At 61.2% G+C, this 12,652-nt stretch carries 17 protein-coding genes and 2 tRNA genes; 15 read left to right on the top strand and 4 right to left on the bottom strand.

All coding sequences use genetic code 11. From position 1 onward, the window contains the following. The first annotated feature begins 20 nt into the window (after positions 1-20). The 7 genes from F9929_RS11760 to F9929_RS11730 all read left to right on the top strand — a co-directional run bounded on the left by F9929_RS11760 (position 21) and on the right by F9929_RS11730 (position 6,040). Positions 21-1,283 (top strand): ABC transporter substrate-binding protein, encoded by a 1,263-nt coding sequence (locus F9929_RS11760; protein ID WP_152046868.1) that lies wholly within the window; start codon positions 21-23, stop codon positions 1,281-1,283. 83 nt (positions 1,284-1,366) lie between these two features. Next, positions 1,367-1,642 (top strand): AbrB/MazE/SpoVT family DNA-binding domain-containing protein, encoded by a 276-nt coding sequence (locus F9929_RS11755; protein ID WP_152046756.1) that lies wholly within the window; start codon positions 1,367-1,369, stop codon positions 1,640-1,642. After that, entirely contained in the window at positions 1,639-2,034 is a 396-nt protein-coding gene (locus F9929_RS11750; protein ID WP_152046755.1) for a type II toxin-antitoxin system VapC family toxin, read from the top strand. The genes F9929_RS11755 and F9929_RS11750 overlap by 4 nt, the downstream gene beginning before the upstream one ends. Before the next feature lie 61 nt (positions 2,035-2,095). Next, positions 2,096-3,031, top strand: a complete 936-nt coding sequence (locus F9929_RS11745; protein WP_235919220.1) for a carbohydrate ABC transporter permease — start codon at positions 2,096-2,098, stop codon at positions 3,029-3,031. Between the two features lie 7 nt (positions 3,032-3,038). Continuing rightward, positions 3,039-3,869, top strand: coding sequence for a carbohydrate ABC transporter permease (locus F9929_RS11740; RefSeq protein WP_152046754.1), 831 nt, complete (start codon positions 3,039-3,041; stop codon positions 3,867-3,869). Positions 3,870-3,879: 10 nt separating this feature from the next. Continuing rightward, the gene (locus F9929_RS11735; RefSeq protein ID WP_152046753.1) at positions 3,880-4,980 is read left to right on the top strand and encodes an ABC transporter ATP-binding protein; all 1,101 of its coding nucleotides are present in this window, start codon (positions 3,880-3,882) and stop codon (positions 4,978-4,980) included. Positions 4,981-5,104: 124 nt separating this feature from the next. Beyond that, positions 5,105-6,040, top strand: a complete 936-nt coding sequence (locus tag F9929_RS11730; protein WP_152046752.1) for a sugar phosphate isomerase/epimerase family protein — start codon at positions 5,105-5,107, stop codon at positions 6,038-6,040. An 83-nt stretch (positions 6,041-6,123) separates the two neighbouring features. Here F9929_RS11730 and F9929_RS11725 read toward each other — a convergent pair. Further along, a tRNA-Pro gene (locus F9929_RS11725) sits at positions 6,124-6,200 on the bottom strand. Positions 6,201-6,360: 160 nt separating this feature from the next. Here F9929_RS11725 and F9929_RS11720 point away from each other — a divergent pair. Together F9929_RS11720 and F9929_RS11715 are read left to right on the top strand one after the other, a co-directional pair. Further along, a tRNA-Gln gene (locus tag F9929_RS11720) sits at positions 6,361-6,435 on the top strand. A 204-nt stretch (positions 6,436-6,639) separates the two neighbouring features. Then, entirely contained in the window at positions 6,640-7,110 is a 471-nt protein-coding gene (locus F9929_RS11715; RefSeq protein WP_152046751.1) for a hypothetical protein, read from the top strand. A 31-nt stretch (positions 7,111-7,141) separates the two neighbouring features. Here F9929_RS11715 and F9929_RS24000 read toward each other — a convergent pair whose 3' ends face one another. After that, on the bottom strand, positions 7,142-7,318 hold the full coding sequence (locus F9929_RS24000) for a hypothetical protein (protein WP_193227718.1): 177 nt from the start codon (positions 7,316-7,318) through the stop codon (positions 7,142-7,144). A gap of 516 nt (positions 7,319-7,834) precedes the next feature. Here F9929_RS24000 and F9929_RS11710 point away from each other — a divergent pair. From F9929_RS11710 to F9929_RS24680, 6 genes are all read left to right on the top strand, one after another. After that, positions 7,835-8,146, top strand: a complete 312-nt coding sequence (locus tag F9929_RS11710) for a hypothetical protein (RefSeq protein WP_152046750.1) — start codon at positions 7,835-7,837, stop codon at positions 8,144-8,146. Between the two features lie 79 nt (positions 8,147-8,225). Beyond that, entirely contained in the window at positions 8,226-8,642 is a 417-nt protein-coding gene (locus F9929_RS11705; RefSeq protein WP_152046749.1) for a hypothetical protein, read from the top strand. 38 nt (positions 8,643-8,680) lie between these two features. Further along, a complete protein-coding gene (locus tag F9929_RS11700) occupies positions 8,681-9,103 on the top strand; it encodes a type II toxin-antitoxin system death-on-curing family toxin (protein ID WP_152046748.1) in 423 nt (140 codons plus the stop codon). A 413-nt stretch (positions 9,104-9,516) separates the two neighbouring features. After that, complete coding sequence (locus F9929_RS11695) at positions 9,517-10,197, top strand: hypothetical protein (RefSeq protein ID WP_152046747.1); 681 nt, start codon at positions 9,517-9,519, stop codon at positions 10,195-10,197. A 298-nt stretch (positions 10,198-10,495) separates the two neighbouring features. Further along, on the top strand, positions 10,496-10,879 hold the full coding sequence (locus F9929_RS11690; protein ID WP_152046746.1) for a hypothetical protein: 384 nt from the start codon (positions 10,496-10,498) through the stop codon (positions 10,877-10,879). A 151-nt stretch (positions 10,880-11,030) separates the two neighbouring features. Next, positions 11,031-11,165: a hypothetical protein gene (locus F9929_RS24680; protein WP_268915650.1), complete on the top strand. Its 135-nt coding sequence runs from the start codon at positions 11,031-11,033 to the stop codon at positions 11,163-11,165. A gap of 54 nt (positions 11,166-11,219) precedes the next feature. Here F9929_RS24680 and F9929_RS11685 read toward each other — a convergent pair whose 3' ends face one another. Beyond that, positions 11,220-11,714: a hypothetical protein gene (locus tag F9929_RS11685; RefSeq protein WP_152046745.1), complete on the bottom strand. Its 495-nt coding sequence runs from the start codon at positions 11,712-11,714 to the stop codon at positions 11,220-11,222. Positions 11,715-11,917: 203 nt separating this feature from the next. Continuing rightward, positions 11,918-12,523 carry a hypothetical protein gene (locus tag F9929_RS11680; protein WP_152046744.1) on the bottom strand — a complete coding sequence of 202 codons (606 nt, stop codon included), beginning with the start codon at positions 12,521-12,523 and terminating at the stop codon, positions 11,918-11,920. Positions 12,524-12,652 lie beyond the last annotated feature (129 nt).

Genomic DNA, 12,652 nt, shown 5'->3' with positions numbered 1-12,652 from the left:
GAACAGGAGGAAATGCCATGATGAAGACGTTTCTCGCCGCATCCCTTGCTAGCGCCCTCCTTTCGGGAACAGCGCTCGCCGACACGGTGCTGAAGCTCACCGAAGTCATCACCTCGCCGGCCCGCACGCAGACGCTGAACGAGATCGTCGCGAAATTCGAGGCGGCCAATCCGGGCACCAAGGTCGAGATCACCTCGCTTCCCTGGGGCGAGGCCTTCGAGAAGTTCGCGACCATGGTTTCGGCCGGCGAAACGCCGGACGTGATGGAGATGCCGGACACCTGGGTCGCGCTTTACGCCAAGAACGGCGCGCTGGAGAGCCTGGAGCCCTATCTCGCCAAATGGCAGGGCTCCAGCGATCTCAACGAGCGCGCGCTCCAGTTCGGCCGCTCGACCGACGGCAAGACGGCCTATATGCTGCCCTACGGCTTCTATCTCGGCGCGATGTTCTACAACAAGAAGCTGTTCGATGAGGCCGGCGTCGCGGCGCCCCCCAAAACCATCGCGGAGTTCCAGGAAGCTTCCGAAAAGGTCTCCAAGCTGCCCGGCAAGTACGGCTACTGCTTGCGCGGCGGACGCGGCGGTCTCAACGACTGGACCGTCTTCACCAACGCCATTTCCGGCGACAACACGTTCTTCAAGCAAGATGGCACCTCCACCTTCGACAGCCCCGAAAAGGTGAAGGGTCTCGCCTGGTTCATCGACTACTACAAGAAGGGCCTCGCGCCGAAGGACTCGATCTCCTGGGGCTTCAACGAAACGGTGGCGGGCTTCTATTCCGGCACCTGCGCCATGCTGAACCAGGACCCCGACGCGCTGATCGCGATCGAGGAGAAGATGAAGCCGGAGGATTACGGCGTCGTGCCGCTGCCCAAGGGCGAGGCCGGCAAGGCCTTTCCGGTGATCGGCTTCGCCGGCTGGTCGATGTTCGCCAATTCCGAAAACAAGGAACTTGCCTGGAAGCTGATCGAGACGCTGCAGGGCAAGGAAGGCAACGTCGCCTGGAACAAGCGCACCGGCGCCCTCCCCGCCCTGAAATCGGCCGAACAGGACCCGTTCTACGCCACCGACAAGTTCAAGGGCTGGTTCGACGAGTTGAAGGACGCCAACACCGTCCCGACCTCGCTTCCGAGCTATCTGGAGGAATTCGCCTACTTCAAGGATTCCATGGTCCCGACCACCTCGCAGCAAGCACTCCTCGGCGAGATCACGCCCGAGGAAATGGCCAAGCAATGGGCCGAATACCTGACAACCGCGCAGCAGAAGTTCAAAGCCGCACAGTAGGAGAAGCCGGCATCGGGCCTACGCCTTCCTTGTAGGTAATGCAGGAATGCATTACCTACAAGCGCTTCATCGGGAACTCCAACATGACGACTTTAACGGTCACGGCGCGCGGCCAAGTCACATTCCGCAAGGACGTGCTTCAGCATCTCGGCATCCAGCCGGGCGGCAAGATCCGGCTTGACCTCCTGCCTGATGGACGGGCGGAACTGACCGCCGAAAAGCCGAAGGGATCGTGGGACCAGATCGCAGGCTTTCTTGCCGGCAAGACCAACGGCCTCAGTCTGACGATCGAGGAAATCAACGAAGCGATCGGCGAAGCGGGTGCGGAAGCCGGCATGGCGGGCCTCAAGGACAAATGAAGATCGTCGCCGATACCAACGTCCTGCTGCGTGCTTTCCTTCCGGACGAGGGCCAGCAGAAGGCAGCGCTCGAAGCCCTTGCATCGGCTGAGACCGTTGCCGTCAGCGTGCATTCGCTTTGCGAGTTCGCCTGGGTTCTTGGCCGAAGCTACGGAGCGAAAAAGAAGCAGGTCGCCACCTCGATCCGGATGCTGCTGGATACCGGAAACGTCGTGGTCGACCGCCCGATCGTCGATGCCGGCCTTGCCGTTCTCGATGCCGGCGGAGACTTCGCCGATGGGGTGATCGCCTTCGACGGCCGCTGGCTCGGAGCAGACACCTTCGTGTCCTTCGACCGGAAGGCCGTCCGGCTTCTCGAACAACAGGGTGTCGCCGCCCGTCTTCTCGCATAGCGCCGGAAGCGGCCCCGAACCCTTAGTTATCCTTTCAACCGTTGCGGACCATGCCTCGCCAGTGACCGTCGCCGCCACCCATGTCCGAGCCCCGAAGGGACGCAGACGCCCGACCGCGAGATTCGCGCACCGCGCCGAGCCCTATCTCTACTCGGCCCCGGCCTTGATCCTGATCGTGGCCGTGATGCTGGTGCCGCTCTGCATCGGCGTGTCCTACGCTTTTCGCGACATCAAGCTCCTGAACCCCTTCGGTGGCGGCTTCGTGGGCTTGAAGCACTTCCATACGCTCGCCAGCGACCGCAATTTCTGGCAGGCGCTGAACAACACGGTCTGGTGGACCGCCTCTTCCGTGCTTCTTCAATTCGCGCTGGGCCTCGTCCTCGCGCTTCTTCTGAACCGTCCCTTCGCGGGGCGGGGCATCGCGCAGGCTTTGTGCTTCCTGCCCTGGGCGGTGCCGTCCTTTCTGTCGGGTCTCGACTGGGCATGGCTGTTCAACCCGGTGGTCGGGCCGATCCCGCATTGGCTGGCCGCTTTGGGGCTTCTCGACGCTCCGACCAACATCCTCGCAGATCCGCAACTCGCCTTGATCGGGCCCATCGTCGCCAATGTCTGGTGGGGCATTCCCTTCTTCGCCATCACAATGCTGGCGGCCCTGCAGGCCATCCCGCGCGACATCTACGAGGCTGCGTCCATCGACGGGGCGAGCCCCTTCCAGCAGTTCCGCTCGATCACCCTGCCCTTTCTCGCGCCCACCATGGCGATCACCATTCTTCTTCGAACGGTATGGGTGGCGAACTTCGCCGATCTCATCGTGGTGATGACCGGCGGCGGGCCGGCCGATCGCACGCAGATCGTGGCGAGCTACATCTTCACCACCGCCTTCCGGAAGCTGGACTTCGGCTACGCCTCCGCGATCTCGCTCGTGCTTCTCGCCCTTCTCCTCGTTTACTCGCTGCTTCTGGTGACTTTACGCCAGACGCTTCTGTCGAAGGGCTGAAGAACCCGTGCGCCCGCGTCTCCTCCCCACCATCGCGCATCGGCTGGCCATCCTCGCCTTCCTTCTTTTCGCGCTATTCCCGTTGTTCTGGCTGGTGAAGGTGTCGCTGACGCCGAACGACCTCATGTATTCCGAAGGCGTGCGCCTTTGGCCCTCGCGCACCAGCCTCGATCACTTCCGCTTCGTGATCGAGAACTCGAACTTCCCGCTCTTCTTCCGCAACAGCCTGATCGTGTCCCTGTCGACGGCCGTTCTCGTGACGGTGATCGCGGCCTTCGGCGGCTATGCCTTTTCGCGCTTCGAGTTTCGCGGCAAGCTCTGGATGACCGGGCTTCTTCTCGTCACGCAGATGTTTCCGCTGGTGATGCTGATCGCGCCGATCTTCAAGATGCTGTCGCCGCTCGGCCTCACCAACTCGCTGGCCGGCCTCATCATCGTCTACACCGCGTTCAACGTGCCCTTCGCGATCTTCCTGATGCAGTCATTCTTCGACGGCATCCCGAAGGATCTCGAGGAAGCCGCGCAGATCGACGGCGCGAGCCGCTTCCAGGCTTTCCGCGAGATCATCGTGCCCTTGACGCTGCCCGGCATGGCCGCGACGCTCGGCTTCGTCTTCACCGCCGCCTGGAGCGAGCTTCTGTTCGCGCTGATGCTGGTGTCGAAGGTCGACGCTTCCACCTTCCCGGTCGGCCTCCTGTCCTTCGTGTCGAAGTTCGGCGTCGATTTTGGGCAGATGATGGCCGCCGGCACCCTCGCGCTTGTTCCCGCCGTTCTGTTCTTCCTCCTGATCCAGCGCTTTCTCGTGGCCGGCCTCACCGCCGGCGCGGTGAAGGGCTGAAAGGGCACCCATGGCTTCCATCGACATCCGCGCCGTCGCCAAGTCCTATGGCCCGGTCGACGTTCTGCGCTCGGTCGACCTGTCGATCCGCTCGGGCGAGTTCATCGTCCTGGTCGGACCTTCGGGCTGCGGAAAATCGACGCTTCTGCGCATGATCGCCGGGCTCGAGGAGGTGACGGACGGCGAGATCGCCATCGCCGGAACGCGCGTCAACGAGATGCCGCCGAAGGATCGCAACCTCGCGATGGTGTTCCAGTCCTATGCTCTCTACCCGCATATGAGCGTTTCGGCGAACATGAGCTACGCCTTGCGCCTTCGCAAAACGCCGAAGGAGCGGATCGCCGCGGCCGTGGCGGGCGCGGCCGAAACGCTCGGGCTGACCAAGCTCGTGGACCGGCGGCCGAAGACCCTGTCCGGTGGCCAGCGCCAGCGCGTCGCCATGGGCCGCGCCATCGTGCGCCAGCCCCAGGCCTTTCTGTTCGACGAGCCCTTGTCGAACCTCGACGCGCGGCTGCGCGAGACCATGCGCGCCGAGATCAAGAAACTGCACCAGTCGCTCAGTGCCACCTCCATCTATGTCACCCACGACCAGATCGAAGCCATGACGCTGGCCGACCGGATCGTGGCGATGGAAGGCGGCGAAATCCGCCAGATCGGCTCGCCGCTCGATCTCTACGAGCGCCCGGCCAACCGCTTCGTCGCCGGCTTCATCGGCTCGCCGGCGATGAACTTTCTCGAAGGGCGGGTGCGGGTGGCTGGCAACAAGACCGAACTCATGCTGACCGGCGATAGCGTCCTCGCCCTGCCGCCCGGCCTCGACGCCCCCAACGACACGCGCCTGACGGTCGGCATCCGGCCCGAGCATGTCGGCCTCGGCGGGGCGGCGGACGGGTTATCCCACGCCTCCCATGTCGAACTGGTGGAGCCGACCGGCATGGGCACGATCGTCCATTGCGCGTTCGCCGGGCAGACGATCAAGGCTTTTCTGCAGGGGGTCGCGGCGTTGCGAAACGGGGAAGCAGTCGAGCTCCGCCTGCCGCCAGAGCGCCTTCACGTCTTCCACGGCGAAACGGGCGAGCGCATGGATGCCGCGCCCGCAGGCCTCGCCTGATGCCGGGCATCGTCCGCTGAGGGAACGGCGCGGATACTGATTTCAGCGCCGCGCCTCTCGACGGGGCCCCCGAAACGTTTCAGGAAGGCGGAAGGCCCTCGTCAGTCTTGAGGAAGGACGCGCCATGCCGTTGACGCTTTCGCTGAACACCAACCCGCTGGTGAACCGCTTCGCCGATGTCGACGACCTCGTGGAAACCACGGCGCGAGACTTGCGCATCCGCGACCTGCAACTGACGCACGAATTCATCAACCCGTCCTGGCCGGCCGCGGTTCTCAGCCGGCTGACCCGGCAGATGGGAGCGGCGCTCGGACGCACCGGGGTGCGCGTGACGAGCGGCATGACCGGCCCTTACGGGCGGCTCAACCATTTCGGCCACCCGGACCGGGACGTGCGCCGCTACTATGTCGACTGGTTCAAGACCTTCGCCGACATCATCGCCGAACTCGGCGGCACCGCGATCGGCACGCAGTTCGCGATTCTTGCCTTTCGCGACTACGACGACCCGGCGCGGCGCGAGGAACTGATCGACATCGCCGTGGACTGCTGGGCGGAAGTCGCCGAACACGGCAAACAAGCCGGACTGTCATATGTCTTTTGGGAACCGATGAGCGTCGGGCGCGAGTTCGGCGAAACGATCGCCGCCTGCATCGCGCTTCAGGATCGCCTCGGGGCCGCGAAGATGGCGATCCCCATGTGGATGATGGCCGATATCGACCACGGCGACGTCACGAGCGCCAATCCAGACGACTACGACCCCTATGCCTGGGCAAAGGCCGTGCCGACGCTGTCGCCGATCATCCACATCAAGCAAAGCCTGATGGACAAAGGCGGCCACCGCCCCTTCACCGCCGAGTTCAACGCGGAGGGGCGCATCCAGCCGGCCCCGCTTCTGGAAGCCTTCGCGCAAGGCGGCGCAAAGCACAACGAGATATGTCTGGAGCTTTCCTTCAAGGAGCGCGAGCCGAACGACCGGCAGGTGATTCCCCAGATCGCCGAATCCATCGCCTTCTGGGCGCCGCACATCGACACCGGAGCATCGGATCTGCGCCTCGGGTGACGAACAGGCGTCGCCATGCCGCGTCGATCCACCACCGACCTTTCGGTCGATCTCGGACATCTCGAGATTTCAGCGGAAGAGAATGGTCGGAGTGGCAGGATTTGAACCTGCGACCCCCTCGTCCCGAACGAGGTGCGCTACCAGGCTGCGCTACACTCCGCGACCAGCGGTGGCGGCCTTATAGCGAGGCTTTTCGCGCCCCGCAAGCGGAGTCTTTCGCCTTTATTTCGCAGGCTCGGCGATCCCTCTACAAGGCCTTCACGATGGATTGCGCGCCGAGCCGGCAACCGTTATAGGACGCGCGACCATGCTCGGCACGATGGGGCGTCGCCAAGTGGTAAGGCAGCGGTTTTTGGTACCGCCATTCCCAGGTTCGAATCCTGGCGCCCCAGCCAATGTCTATTTTCGCAACGAAATCAGACAGTTTCGGAAACGCCGGAACAGTCAACCGGAACAGTTTTCCGGGTCATGGAACCGGATCAGTTCCGCTGTTTCGCGAGCTTCACGGCGGATGGATTACGTCTGTTGATAAGCGATCTCATCCTCCTCGAGCCGAAAAGATGACGCCAAGGTAGTATGCACTACCGGGAGTGGAGTCGATGTCGAACAACGATCAACGTCTACGTGATGTCTGGAAACAGCGAGAGGTTCCGGTAGTGCTGCGACGGGGCGGGCCGGATGAGAAGCTTCGTATCCGACTGCCCGCTGGTGAGGAGAAGTTTGATTGGATTAGTAGCGGTCGCCAGCATCAACCGGAACGGTTCGATGATCCACACTACTGGGAGCTCGGCAAAACTCGTTTCAATGATTTTGTTGAGCAAGCATTAGATCGCTTCGGGAAGCTTTACGTGATCCAACCATATCGAGAGCAAGAGAAGTGCGCTCGGGCTTGTCGCCATGCGAAGGGACATGACTGCAACTGCTCGTGCATGGGTGCGCATCATGGCACGGGAGACGGTTTGGGCGGCTGGTTCGATATTGGCGATGCTTTTTCGACACGATGGGGTGATCGAGCGGTCGCTTGTCGTTTGATGATACGGCGTCCCGGCGTTGAGCGGACGAAACAGTGAGGGCGCCTTCTACCGCCCTCGCCTAACAAAACTATAAGTCGATCGACCGATCCAACTGACGAACCATTTCACCAATCCGCTCAAGGGCGCCTGCGACTTCGCCGAAGGCAGCCTTGATCTCTTCCAGGTCTAACGTTTCCGCCTTCTCTAGCTCTCTCAACTTACGAGCGGCACCTTCTATAGCCATTGCATCAAATACAATCGACATAATCACCTCCAAACGGAAGGAGCGCCCGAAGGCGCCCCTTGTTGACGTGCAGACGGGCTGAAAGATCCACGTCCGTGTCATATTCGTCTAGCCAGGAAGGAGGGGCCGGTTCCCGCCGGCCTCTCAATCCGAACGCTAGCTTAGTTCGGCAGGTGTAAGGCGTCGAGCAGGGACTTATGCCGCCGCTTCCTCAAGCTGCGATCTAACTTCCCCACACGAGGATAAGGCCGACCCCAGGGCTTCAATAGCAGTCTGCGCCGCTTCGCCTCGTTCGCTCGACTGCAAGCCTTCCGGCATTCCGTCGAACGCTTCCTGTTCCTCATCGCCAAGCGTCGAGATTTCCGCGTAAAGATCGTTCAGGCGCTAGATAAGTTCCGCGATCGTCTTCCGTCGCTGCTTGTTCACGTGCCTCTCCCTCAGACCCGGCTCCGGCAGTCACGCGCTCGATCGGCAGGCGCATTCGCATCATCGTCACCGTGAAAGACGTGATCCCGGAAGAGGAAGAGGAAGAGACCGATGACGATGACCTCGGCTAAGACCCTGGCGCAGGGCCTGTCCACGGCCGGCCGGCTGGGTCTCCTGGTGAACGCGATCGCCGTCCTCTCTGACGATACCCTCCAGGACATCACGACCCGGCAGCGGCTCTACTTCGATCTCCTCGACGCTCTCCCGGATGTCGAGATGGATCGGAGGCTGCACCCGGAGACCTTCATCAACACCATTAGCCTGGCAGCCTGGGACGAGATCGACCTGCGGAAATCGGTTCGCCAGAGGGAAGAGCAGAAGCTGAACCGCAACTCCGGCAAACCGCTCGACGGCACCCTGTAAGGTCGGAACTTAACGCGACTCTAGGACCCTCTATGTTGATCTCGTTGATGAGCTTATATGGTGCTCGCAAGGAGTGTTCATGAGCACTGAGGACAAAATCAAAGCCACGGGGCTGGAGGCGCATTTCACGCTTCCCGCCAATGAGGCCGCGCATGAGTTTCTGCTAGGCGGACCTCACGGCATCAAGATCGCGCTGCCCCGTATACCCGATCGTTCAGTCTATGAAGGGATTCTTCAAAGGCTGGACGCGACGATGGCTGCAATGTCGATAAGCCGCGATCTGACTCATGGGATCGTATCGGACTATCTCTATCGCGCGGTCACGCCCGATCTCGGCGCGCAGAAGCCTGTTGTCCTACAAGACCTTCTGGATGATCTTTCGCCCGCTCCACCCGAACCCCCGCGGGTCCGAACAGTCTCGAACGAGGAGTTCCTCGAACGGGCTCGACGAGTCAGAAAGAAGCACGCTCGTTTGCTCGAAGCCCTCGGTAAGTAGTCGTGAATGAGGTAGGTTTACCGACTCTGGAGCAGGTGATGCTGCTCTTCGAGGAGGAAATGGGCCGGCCGGTGCAGCCCGGTGATATGCTAAACGAGGGCGGTCTCGAATCCGCTGTGAACCGCCCTCACAACCTCATGCTCTATGAGGGTGTCCGATCGGCCCCGGTGCTGGCGGCCACTTTGGCATACGGTATAGCGACGGCCCACGCATTTCGAGACGGCAACAAGAGGGTCTCGTTCAGCGCCGGCGCCATGCTGCTGGATCTCAACGACATGGCAATCGTGGCGCCGGCCGAGCTATGCTTCGGCGTCTGGGTCTCCCTTGCCAAGAAGCAGATGGGCCTCAGCTTCCTGACGAAGTTCTTCGTGGAGTATTCAAAGCCCATCCAGGACCTCCAGAACGAGGACAACATCGCCACTTACCTGGAACTCTTCGGCGCCCTTGCCGAGCCGACTTGAACTTAACGACCGCCTAAACGCTGTTCACACCATCCTGTCTCGGCTGTGTCTTATCTGTATTATGGGCATGAACGAATGTGAACCGTTCACGTCCCTAAACCAAGAATTCGCGAAATCGCTATAGCGCCACACTGACGCGCTCCGATCGCTGAAGAGCACATCGGGACAGCAGACGATCGCCCCATCCCGCTCAGCGAGTCCGTGAAACAGAGGTAGGATGCATCCCGCGCACTGCGCTGCCCTTGTCGATATTGCACAAGAGACTTGAGGCGATTGTTCCAGCTCTTACACATACCGCTGTAGCCGTTTTCGCCTCCGCGACACCTCCGACGCGCTATCGTGCGTCGGCCTTGAGCTTTGATGACATGCTGAATAGCGCTGAGAATGAGCCAAGAGGATGGGGCCGCGATCCTTTGACGGAGTATCTGGAGGAATACCGGGGCAATCAGTTCGCGACGTTCGCCAACAAGCGCGAGGCAGTCAGCCACCTCATCACGATCGATGGCCTTTTCCTAAGGCTGCTGGAAGGGGCTGTTAATCTGCGCCCCCATATCCCGGCATTCTTCTTGCTGCGATCCCATGCGGCCTACCGAGCAGCGGTCGGCGCTGTAATGGGAGGGCAGGTTTATGAGGCGCAGGCCATGCTCCGGCTCTGCCTTGAGCACGGAAGCTACAGCCTTTACTTAGGCAACAATGCAGAGCGCTGGAGCCGGTGGATGGCACGGCAGGACGGCGAGGCGCAGAGGAAAACCGTTAAGGCGGAATTCTCTTACGGAAAGATCTTGCGGCACGTGACCAACGAAGCCCCGAAGCTCGCGAAGATCCTGTCAGAACTCTACGAGCGAGTGATCGACCTCGGCGCTCATCCCAATGAGCAAGGTTTCTCTTTGAACTCAGTGATCCGAGAAGAGGGCGGGAACACCCATTTCGACACGATCTTCCTTCACGGGGACGGTCTGGCTTTGAACGCAGGATTGCGGCTTTCGGCGCAGGTTGGCCTCTGGCCTCTGCACGTTGGGCAGCTGATCTATCGGGAGCGCTATGAGCTGCTCGGATTGCGGGAGGAGCTTCAGAAGCTCGGGGCTCGCTTCTGAGCGTTCCTCTGCTCTTCACCGATGACCTCATGCTAGAGGCCTTGGCTGCCGCCGTCGCCGCGTTCTTGATGTCTTGCGACACGACCAAAGCCCGCCCGGGGACGAAACCAACTGCTTCCACCTCCTGTGCGTTCTTGAGGACGTAGAGAGCCTGTTCGGCTGAGGTGGCGGCCTTCGGCTTAATCCAGTGATCGGCGGTCTTCTTCAGCTTGCCGGCCTTCGTGCTGGGAGCCTCGGCGAAAGCGGCAAGCGCGTCGATGACGGTCTGGAAGTCCTCCGGCCGGACCGCAGCGAGAACATGGGCATGGAGGTTCCAACCCGCTCGGGACTTGATGCCGATACCGAAGATCATCGGGACGTTCAGGCCGCGTTTCTGAAGCTCCAGATCGAGCCGACACTTCAGCCAATGCGCCGCACCGCGCTTGACCTGATCGTAGGCGAGCCGCTGAAGGCGCTTCGAGATCAGGACATCGAAGCGCCAAGCGTCATGACCGGGGATTGCGGCAAGGGCTTCGAACTGACCGACGACCTTCTGCTTCGTCGAGCGATGCCGGCCGGTCGGTTCCTCGAAGTTCTCGATCCGGCGATCTTCCATAGCTGCGGCAGCTCGGAAAGTGATCGACGCCTTCCTGGTGATCGTCGTCGGACTGGTCGTGCGGTGTTGCGGTGTCTGGCCTACTAAAGAAGCCGTGTTTTCAGCCGCCAAAACCTTACGGACAATCTCCTCATCAAAGCCCTGCGCTACAAGGCGTTGGACCTTACGGCAATGGGCCGATCGGGACATTCCGCGATTTACAAAATTGCCGGAGATTGGGGATCGGTGACGAGCGATCATGCGCTCCATCATCAGAGACAGCGCCGGCCGGCCGAACGCGATGGGTGTTGATGGCATCGGCCGCGAGCCGTCGTTCGGCAGCGAGGCGCTGGCCGGATTTCTATCACCGAATTCTGGAGCGGTGGCCTTATAACGATACGCGGTCGCGTCGTTGTGGCCGGCCGCCTCGTGCGGCCGGTCGCTCATCTCAGACAACCGGCTCGGGCTCCGGCTCTTTGAGCGTCTCAATTCCCGCGATGGAGGCGTTAAACATCTGCCGGCCCAGGTCGTAGAGCATTGCGCGGGTCGCCGTGAACTTCGCCGCGTGGCCGGCCGTGTCGGTGATGACGATCATGAAGCCGCGTCCGACGCGCCCAACAAGCCAGTAGCCGCCATGGACCAACGGGAGCTTGTAGCCGGCCGTCCGCTCTTCGGCACCGACGATGATGCCGAACTGGTCCGCGAGGTGATCCACCTCGGCGAAGGTGAGGCGAATGGTGGCGTTGCCGATGGTCACGGCCAGAAGAGCGCCTTCCGGCTCCAGCGTGACTCCCGGGGTAGTGTCGGGGATCGTGCCAGCCCTGATCTTCTCGCCAATCAGGTGTTCGATGGTCTCGGCAATACCAATGCCGAGGTTGTGGCTGATCATCTTGATCTGGCCAAGTCGGGAAGGATGGAGGGAGATAGTCGTCGGCGTAGTCATGCGAGTCCTCTATTAATCCAATAGTGATCGGTATAGCGATCTCGCTTGGAAATTCGGTGGACTCAGAAGATTTATCGTCTCTGCCTTTGCACCCTCTGAAAACGGGTCTGAGCACAGTGTGGACTGCCTTCAGCATAGGCGTCTTTTTCTGAGACTTCGGGTCGCGCAGGAATGCATTTGCACACACGCAGGACACGACTTGCTCAGAGGCTTGTCAGGTCCTCCAGGCTAATCACCTCATCATCGTCATCCGGCAATAGATCATCATCACCTTCATCGTCGTCCTTGTCTTTCGCCCGGAGGCGTTCGATCTCGTCGGGGAACAGTTCGCGGATTTCGAGGATCGTGTGCGACTGAGCTTCCTCACGATCGAGGCCGAGGACCTTCGCCTTCAAGGCGTAAGCCTTCGTGAGGCCGTCAGCGGCAGCGGCGAGCATCTTCACGGCACTGCCCGCGCGATACGCTTGCGAGGGGTCGAGGCGGATCAAGTCGAGCTGCGCGCCGATTGCGGCTTCGATATCCAAGACCCGACGCAGCGTGTCGGCCTTGGCTTCGTCGGCGTCGATCGGGCCGGCTGGGGATGGTGAGGGCGTCATGAGGCGCAGAGCCTCCGAGGTCGCGGCGACCTTGCTGCTTCCCTTGGTGACGCTGTGCTTCTCGAAGTGGTTCTGGATGCTTCGAATAGATGTTTTGAACCTATCTGCGAGGTCGGCTAGTGTTGTCCCGCCGGACTCCCATTCTGAGCGGATCGTTGCCCAGGTCTCATCATCGAGGCGTGTGTATCGTCGTTTCTGGTTGACTGTGGTCATCATGGCCTTTGCATGGTGGAATAGATTGCCTAGCCAAATTATAGCACGGAAATGCATGTCGGAACGCATTCTCGGCAAGGGCCAATGACCTTGTTGGCATGAATAGCTGACTCTGAACTTCGTCGTCAT

Source organism: Aureimonas psammosilenae (assembly GCF_009176975.1).
Lineage (GTDB): Bacteria > Pseudomonadota > Alphaproteobacteria > Rhizobiales > Rhizobiaceae > Plantimonas > Plantimonas psammosilenae.
The sequence above is the reverse complement of the archived record's forward strand: the minus strand, read 5'-3'. Positions and strand labels throughout refer to the sequence as shown.